The organism is Flavobacterium hauense (assembly GCF_054457175.1).
On the sequence record NZ_JBTKVX010000018.1, the window covers coordinates 88,157 to 96,534 of the forward strand.

The following is an 8,378-nucleotide window of genomic DNA, read 5'->3' on the forward strand; positions in this document are numbered from 1 at the left end:
ATTAATTAAGGTTTAGTTTACGAAGTGGGTGCTTAATTAATCAAAACTTAAGCCGTTGTTCAGGCTCAGGAAATGTTGTCAATCTATTTTTGTGGTATAAAACAAAAACTAATTGATTACATTATGAAAAAACGTTTACTAATTGTAAGCCTATTGCTTTCGGGTGCTATCTATGCACAAATAGGCGGTTATCCTGTTACAAAAGGATCTGCATGGAAGTACCTTGACAATGGTACAAGCCAGGACGAAACAGACTGGAACCTTCCTACTGCTGCAAATGCAGGATGGCTTTCAGGAAATGCACCACTTGGTTATGGTGACCCTACTGCAACTGTAATATCATTTGGTCCTGATTCAGGGAACAAATTTATTACGTCTTATTTTTACAGAGATATAGAAGTAAACACTTCATCACTTACTGAATTCGTAGAATTCGGTGTGAGAAGAGATGATGGTGTTATCGTTTATGTAAATGGTGTAGAAGTGTTCAGGGATAACATGCCTCTTGAACCTACGAACCATTTAACGTTCTCATCTACAACAGTAGATGGGGCTAATGAAAAAAGATATTATATTTTCCAGGTTCCTAAAACGGCTTTCACTACAGGTCTTAACAGGATATCTGCAGAAGTACACAACCGTGACGGTTCAAGTTCTGATATAGGATTTGACATGTTCATCAAAAATGTAAACCCGGCATTAACAATTAGCTGTGACGAAGAACACATCGGGTGTTTCAGTTCAATAGCTCCAACTCCGCAGCTGGATCATCTTATCATTGCACCTGAATTCCGTTACCAGCTTCTTTTCAAAGAAGGATCTGCTTATATGACAGGTGGAGGAAACGTACCGGGTAACCACGATTTTACAGGATATGTTCCTACTTCAGGAAGTAGTACTGTAGGTCACCTTTCAATTAACCAGGAGAACACTCCGGGTGGTGTGTCAATGCTTAACATACACCTTGATGAACAAACTAAGCTTTGGGTTGTAGACGACTCTAAAATGGTTGACATGTACAACACAGATCTTGTAACGACTTCAAGAAACTGTTCAGGAGGTATTACACCTTGGGGAACAGTTATCACAACTGAAGAGGATACAGCTCTTGGCGATGCTAACGGTGATGGTTATGAAGATTTAGGTTGGTTCGTAGAAATTGATCCTACAACGGCATCAGTAATGGAGTACGGAAACAACAAAAAAGAGAAACTTTGGGCTCTTGGAAGAATGAACCACGAGAACATTGCAATTACTGCTGACGGTTCTACAGGTTACTATGGTGAAGATGGTGGTACACACTGTGTATACAAATTTGTTGCCGACACTCCGGGTAATTTTACTTCTGGAAAAGTATATGTTCTTAAAATGGATCTTATACTTTCTAACGATGAGCCAAGTTCACCGACAGCTACATGGATACAGGTTCCTAACACAACTCAGGCAGACCGTAACAACCTTAGATCAGTTGCGCAGACATTGGGTGGTACAAACTTTAACGGTGTAGAGGATTGTGAAATCAGCCCTATTGATGGGAAAATATATTTTACAAGTAAAGGTAAGAACCGTATTTACAGTTTCAGGGATAATGGTATAACCATTTCTGAATTTGAAACTTTTGCTGGTGATATGAGCTATACTATTGCCGGTCCTAACGGTCCTGTAAATGAGCCTTGGGCTGATGGTAATGACAACCTTACTTTTGATGATAAAGGTAACCTTTGGGTTCTTCAGGATGGTGGTCTTAACTATATCTGGGTTATTCGTCCAAACCATACGCAGAGCAACCCTAAAATAGAGCTTTTTGCTTCTATGCCTGCAGGTTCTGAGCCAACTGGACTTACATTTACACCGGACTATAAATATGGTTTCTTCTCAGTACAACACCCTAACGGCACCAATGCGCCTCAACAGGATGCTACTTTTACCGATGTAAACTTCAATACTTCTGCAACTGTAGTATTTGCTCTTAATAAAGATCTTGGTGCTCAGACTCCAGCTGCTGATTTTACTGCTGATATCACTACAGTAGAAGAAGGAGAGACTGTAACGTTTACAGATCTTAGTACCAACAATCCTACAAGCTGGTCATGGACTTTTGAAGGAGGTACACCTGCAACTTCTACTGAGAAAACACCGGTAGTTACTTATGAAACTTCGGGTACTTATACAGTAAGCCTTACTACATCAAATGCTGCCGGTACAAGCCCTGCAATTGATAAGACTGACTACATAGTTGTTGAAGAAGTTCTTGGTATGCAAAACCCTCTTAAAAATATGGTAAGTCTTTATCCGAATCCAACTCAGGGTAACGTTACTGTAGATATTACAGGTGATTCAGGAAAAGATGTTTCTGTTGAAGTATTCGATATGCTTGGAAGAAAAATTTCTGAAACGAAAGGACAGTCATTTGGCGGAAACCAAAAAATAGAAGTTAACCTTTCTGCCGCTTCGGGAGAACAGGTATATGTGGTACGCGTTCACATTGGTGATAAAACAGGTACTTACAAACTTATCAGGAAGAATTAAGTAGTTGATTAATTTTTTTAAGGGGTCGGTATGCCATTTATACCGGCCCTTTTTTCTATTTAAAATTTTATGAATAAAAATGTTGTTGCAGTAGTGCTGCTTGCTTTGTTTTCGTTATCCTATTCGGTAGCGCAAAATACTAACCCGCTTAAAGAACCGGTATATTATAGTGTAGCCGATGCCATGAAAGCAAACAAAGTACTACACCTTAACTTAAGGGACAGGCACTATTTTAATGTGCCTGATGATATAGGGAAATTAAAGGAATTGCACTCCATGAACCTAATGGGTAATAACCTTGAACATTGGGACGATGTCCTTTTCACGCAGTCAAAGCTTGAAGTCCTGAATATGCAGGCTAACCTTTTGAAATATGTACCTGAGGAGATATCTGTTTTCACGTCGTTACTAAACCTGAACCTTTCAGATAATGAGATAACCACAATACCCGATGCCATAGGAAAACTTAAAAAGCTTAAATATCTTTATCTTTCTCAAAATACGCTGACATCGCTAACAGATAAAATAGGTAATTGCAGCAACCTTGAGGTTTTGGCTATAGATAATAACCAGCTTAGTTATTTACCGGAAAGTATTTCTAAACTCAAAAACCTTAAAGTGCTTCATGTAGGCCGTAATCAGTTTAATGAGTTTGATGCTGAATGGATAAAACTTCAGTCTCTGGAGGAACTGAATATAGAGTATAACGGGTTAAGAAGTTTACCGGAAACTATTGCTTCCCTAAATCAGCTTAAAAGCATTGTAGCCGATTATAATAAACTGACCGTACTACCGGAGGGCATAACAAAACTTTCAGGGGTAGAACTATTGTCATTAGCCCACAATTCTCTTATAAAACTTCCTGAGGGAATAGAAAAAATGAAAGGATTAAAAACACTTATACTTACAGGTAACCCATTGCGGGAGGCAGAGAAGGCAAGAATAAGCAAAGCCCTGCCGGGTTGCGCCATTTATTTTTAGTCTTTAACCTTCTAAAATGAAATATTAGGCAGAAAGTTTATCTTTGCAGCATTATTAGTAATGCTATTTAAGAACTATCATGAAGACCATATATATTGTTTTGTTTTTTGCAGCCGCCTTTGTAGCGCTTTTTGAGCAATCTAAAGTACAGCCTAATAAGATCATTATGGTTGGCTGTATTGCTGTTTTTATGTATGGTATGATGAAACTTATGTCTAAAGTTCCTTCTAAGCACCAGAGGGATGAAAATACTGAAGAGGAAAAAGATGTTTAGTATAGGTGAAAAAGTGATCGTGCTGGATGATTCTTTCAGCGGACGCGTAAGAGGATTTAAGAACGGAAAAATAATTATTGAAACCAATGAAGGCTTTGAGCTAATGTTTGAAGAGAAAGAACTGGTTAAAGATAATAATGCAGGAGAAATGAAATCTTTTTTCTCCAATCAGAGCCTGGGTTCTGTGATAAGAGAAAAAGAAGAGCCTAAAAAGAGAAGCTTCGTAAAAGAAAAGAAGTCGAAAAAAGATGAATTTGTACTTGAAGTTGACCTGCATATAGAAAAGCTTGTACCAAATAAAAGAGGAATGTCAAACTATGATATTCTTACACTACAGTCTGAAACGGCTAAACGACAGTTGGAATTTGCCATAAAGAACAGGATGCAAAAGATAGTCCTGATTCACGGAGTAGGAGAGGGAGTGTTGAAAGCAGAACTTGATTTTTTACTGGGGCGCTATGAGGGTATCGATTTTAAGGATGCCGATTATCAAAAGTATGGTCTTGGCGCTACCGAAGTATTTATAAGACAAAACGTTGACAGGCGTTAAAAAAAAATCCCTCGTTTTTACGAGGGATTTTTTTTATTAGTATGTTCCAAAAAAGTAACCATCTGCGCCTACAGTTACAACATCATCAAGATAAAATTGATCTGAACTGTTGGTACGTATAAATAAAGCATTCTTAAGGTAAATATTATGAGTGTAAATACCACCTGATTCGTTTGTCTTTATAATTACAGATCCCTGTGCAAGCTGCCATTTCTGAATAGGTAACGAAGGCACGTCTGACCCTTTTCCACACACATTTAGTGTACTTGCGGTACCATTATAAACATTGAACAGCACAGTTGCATCGTTACTATCGTTAGGGATAGTGATTGTTTTTGTCCCTGTTTCATTAGCAAAATAAAAGTCCTGATCAGGAATGTCAATAGAAAGAATCTGCTGGTCTTTCATAGTATAGATCAATGTAGTTTCGGTACATGTCTTAACCATAGGGTCTGTTCCGTTTTCAGGAACAAAATTAAATGTGAACCCCAATGGCTTGTCAACATTCCCGAAATCGCTATCAATTACGGTTATGGTTTCCTGGTCACGGCTGAAAGAAACATTTTTTATGGTAATGCTATGTGTATATCCAGTAAGTTTATTGTTAGTATCTAAAATTTCATAGGTACTAACAGATAAAGTTCCCTGTCCGGTCCATTTTTCGTTAAAGGCCGGAACTTCAGATACCATACAAAGCGAAGTAGGTTTGCTTACAAAATCATAGTAGGTAAGGGTGTTAGATCCGCTCAGTACAATTTCACGTGGTGTGTCGACACCATCTTCATCCTGTGTAGGCGAGTTTATAAGCGCTCCTTTTACAAGGGTCAATATAAGCCCTTCTGTGGCATTTATTTTATAATAGATTTCACTGGTAGCTGTAGGATCTGTAGTGTTAGCGGGACATGAAGTTGGGTTTGGCTGGTTGGAAAAATCAAACGATTTGTAAGCCATATCGCCATCATCGCATCCTGCAATCAATACCATTGAAGCTAGTAGTAAAAAAAACTTTTTCATATAAGAAGTATTTCGAACAAAAATAAGGTTTTTAATCGATTTTCGATAGTTGGATTATTAGATTGCGTATAATAAATACTGCATGATCGATGCAACTAAAAACGGATCCTGCTATTGCCTGCTTTTTTTCTGTAATTTTGCATTAATGAAAAAAGTATACCTGGATAACGCCTCTACCACAGCATTGCACCCTGAAGTATTACAGGAAATAACGCAGCTGCTTGCAGAAAATTACGGAAACCCATCTTCAACACACAGTTTTGGCCGTAGCGCCAAAGTTCTGGTTGAAACATCACGAAAAACGATTGCCGGACTAATCAACGCAGAAGCACGTGAAATTATTTTTACGTCGTGCGGTACCGAAGCTAACAACTGGGTCATTCTGAGTGCAGTTAGGGATTTGGGAATTAAACGTATTATTAGCAGCAGGGTAGAGCATCACTCAGTATTGCATTCAGTTATCGAAGCCAGTACCCAATATGGTGTAGAGGTAGATTATGTAAACTTGTTGCCCGACGGGAGTATTGACCTTGCCCATCTTGTGCGTCTGCTTGCTGATAATGTGCCAACACTGGTAAGCCTTATCCATGTGAATAACGAAACAGGAACGATACTTGATCTTGAAAGGACAGGCCGTATCTGCAAACAGTCCGGAGCACTTTTTCATACCGATACGGTACAATCCATGGGTAAAATGCCTCTGAATCTAAAAGAGCTTGAAGTTGATTTTCTGGTCGCCAGCGCACACAAATTCCACGGGCCGAAAGGAGTAGGCTTTGCCTTCATAAAGAAAAACACACCACTAAAGCCAATGATCTATGGCGGTGAGCAGGAAAAAGGTTTCCGTGCAGGAACCGAAGCAGTCCATCAGATTGGTGGAATGGCAAAAGCACTGGAATTATCGTATGCCAATCTTGAAACTGAAAAAGCACATATCAGTGCCCTGAAAGCGTATTTTATCGGGCAGATGGATATCCATTTTCCGGGATATAAGATCAACGGTTATAATGATAACCTGTTTTATAATATAATCAATGTGATGCTTCCGCTACCGGAAGATAAAACAGCCATGATATTGTTTCATTTAGATATGCAGGGTATCGCTGTGTCAAGAGGCAGCGCCTGCCAGTCGGGCAGCGTAAAGCCTTCGCATGTACTAAAAGAAATCTTGTCGGATGAAGAGGTAAGAAAACCGTCATTGCGCATTTCATTTAGTCATTTCAATACCAATGAGGATATAGATTTGCTCATCGTAGCATTGAAAACAGTATAATAAAAGCCACCCTAAGGTGGCTTTTTCAACAAAAAAACGAATTGGCATTAGAACTTCATCCCTACACCAAAGCCAAACAGCCATGGGTCGATGTCCACTTCGGCCGGTATGCTAAGTCCGGGGGCAAGGTTAGAAGCATCTACTTTTACGTCGGTGTTAAGAAAGAGTTTCTTAGCATCGACATTCACAAAGAATTTATCGTTTATCATATAATCAAAGCCAAGCTGAAAAGCATAACCTAAGGCATTGTCATATTCAATACCTTTTACAGTCTTGCCGGGTTTTGCATCATAAAAAATGGTATAGTTTATACCTGCACCCACGTAGGGCTTAAAGTCTTTATCAGCCAGTGGGAAGAAATGATACTGAAATGTCAGGGTAGGAGGCAGCAGGCGTACACTTCCCAATTCTATGTTGGCATTCGTCGGCCCGCCTATGGCAGAAATATCCGAACCGGTAGTACTGACGTCATGTTTAGAGGTGCCGAGTATAAGTTCAGCAGCAAAATTTTTGGTAAAGAAATAGGTAAAGTCAAGTTCAGGGATAAAGGTAGATGAGATGGCAACATCACCTCCGATAGTACCTATTTTGGCACTTTCATCGGGCACTACGGCAATACCGCGAAGACGAATCTGCCACTTTTTAAAATCGGATGAAAGGTCTTCTTTTTCAGTTTGTGCAAATAGTGTTGCAGTGCTAAAAAATGATAATGCAATTACGGATAGGATTAACTTTTTCATTTGTGTGTGTTTTGAATTACATATCAAAAGTATGTAAGACAAATACCGCAATAGCTGATATAAATCATGGTTTCCAAAATAATTTTTCATAATTTATTTTGAAAGTGTTTATAAGCTTTAACCGCTATCTCCCTTTATAAAGTTAATCTTCCGGCATAAAAAAAGCGCAATAAAAATTATTACGCTTTTCGAATTATCTCAAAAAAAAGATCTTATTCTTCTTTATGTGCAGCCATGTTTATATAAGGTACAACGTCGTTTTTTGGTGTCATTGCAAAGGAAATGAAATCAAATTTCCAGGCACCGTCTTTTTTTACAAGATGGCTTGTCATACGCCACGGAATATTCTGGGTGAATACTATTGGTGTAAACTGGTCTACTAAAATGGCACCTTTGCCGCCATCTTCAAAAATTATTTCACGCCTGTCTATCTCATAGGTTATGGTGCCAATACCAGGGTTCGTAAGTTTTAATCTCAGGTAATCAATAAAGGTTTGCTGGTTGAAAACTTCTTCAGGATCGGTCCCTGCAAAAAAGCCGGTGTCAGTAGTAAGTGTTTTTATGTCTTCGGCTTTTTTTGCCCTGAAAGCGGTGTGGAATTTATCAGCTACGGCAAAAATATCTGACTTAGCCGATTTTGGGTCTACATTTTTTTCATTTTCGATTCCCGTTCTCGCTTTATCTTCTTTACATGCTACGGCTGTATATAATGACAGGGCGATTGCCAGCAGGCTAATAATTTTCTTCATGAGTAGTTTAGGTTTAGAAGGCTAAAATAAGGAATTCCTATAAAGAAAAATCCGCTCTGAAAACTCAAAGCGGATTTATTATATTTATTCCCTACCTAAAGATAAGTTATACATATAATCAGTGATCTTAAATATAGCATATTCCTTCGCCATGAATTTTTTGTCCAATAAAGTACCTTTAGTAAGTCGTTCTATTAACTTTCCAAGTTTTATAGAAGTGGTTTCAAATAAAAGCCCATTATAATTTATTTGCCATGGCGTGTAATAA

Annotated in this window: 9 protein-coding genes; 5 read left to right on the top strand and 4 right to left on the bottom strand. The window is 38.5% G+C overall.

Features of this window, described 5'->3' with window-relative positions; genetic code table 11:
• Positions 1-123 precede the first annotated feature (123 nt).
• The 4 genes from ACX0HA_RS13490 to ACX0HA_RS13505 all read left to right on the top strand — a co-directional run bounded on the left by ACX0HA_RS13490 (position 124) and on the right by ACX0HA_RS13505 (position 4,334).
• The gene (locus ACX0HA_RS13490; RefSeq protein WP_458845818.1) at positions 124-2,529 is read left to right on the top strand and encodes an alkaline phosphatase PhoX; all 2,406 of its coding nucleotides are present in this window, start codon (positions 124-126) and stop codon (positions 2,527-2,529) included.
• Between the two features lie 69 nt (positions 2,530-2,598).
• The gene (locus ACX0HA_RS13495; RefSeq protein ID WP_458845819.1) at positions 2,599-3,510 is read left to right on the top strand and encodes a leucine-rich repeat domain-containing protein; all 912 of its coding nucleotides are present in this window, start codon (positions 2,599-2,601) and stop codon (positions 3,508-3,510) included.
• 79 nt (positions 3,511-3,589) lie between these two features.
• The gene (locus tag ACX0HA_RS13500; RefSeq protein ID WP_458845820.1) at positions 3,590-3,784 is read left to right on the top strand and encodes a hypothetical protein; all 195 of its coding nucleotides are present in this window, start codon (positions 3,590-3,592) and stop codon (positions 3,782-3,784) included.
• Positions 3,777-4,334 carry a Smr/MutS family protein gene (locus tag ACX0HA_RS13505; protein ID WP_458845826.1) on the top strand — a complete coding sequence of 186 codons (558 nt, stop codon included), beginning with the start codon at positions 3,777-3,779 and terminating at the stop codon, positions 4,332-4,334. Before ACX0HA_RS13500 ends, ACX0HA_RS13505 begins: the two co-directional genes overlap by 8 nt.
• Before the next feature lie 36 nt (positions 4,335-4,370).
• Here ACX0HA_RS13505 and ACX0HA_RS13510 read toward each other — a convergent pair whose 3' ends face one another.
• Positions 4,371-5,348, bottom strand: a complete 978-nt coding sequence (locus ACX0HA_RS13510) for a hypothetical protein (RefSeq protein WP_458845821.1) — start codon at positions 5,346-5,348, stop codon at positions 4,371-4,373.
• A gap of 145 nt (positions 5,349-5,493) precedes the next feature.
• Between ACX0HA_RS13510 and ACX0HA_RS13515 the strand changes: the two genes are divergently transcribed.
• Positions 5,494-6,621: a cysteine desulfurase family protein gene (locus ACX0HA_RS13515; protein ID WP_458845822.1), complete on the top strand. Its 1,128-nt coding sequence runs from the start codon at positions 5,494-5,496 to the stop codon at positions 6,619-6,621.
• A 47-nt stretch (positions 6,622-6,668) separates the two neighbouring features.
• Here the strand turns inward: ACX0HA_RS13515 and ACX0HA_RS13520 are convergent, their stop codons facing one another.
• The 3 genes from ACX0HA_RS13520 to ACX0HA_RS13530 all read right to left on the bottom strand — a co-directional run.
• The gene (locus ACX0HA_RS13520; RefSeq protein ID WP_458845823.1) at positions 6,669-7,361 is read right to left on the bottom strand and encodes an OmpW/AlkL family protein; all 693 of its coding nucleotides are present in this window, start codon (positions 7,359-7,361) and stop codon (positions 6,669-6,671) included.
• Positions 7,362-7,573: 212 nt separating this feature from the next.
• On the bottom strand, positions 7,574-8,110 hold the full coding sequence (locus ACX0HA_RS13525; RefSeq protein ID WP_458845824.1) for a nuclear transport factor 2 family protein: 537 nt from the start codon (positions 8,108-8,110) through the stop codon (positions 7,574-7,576).
• A gap of 84 nt (positions 8,111-8,194) precedes the next feature.
• Positions 8,195-8,378, bottom strand: a 184-nt coding sequence (locus ACX0HA_RS13530; protein WP_458845825.1) for a hypothetical protein, incomplete at its 5' end; no start/stop codon positions are given.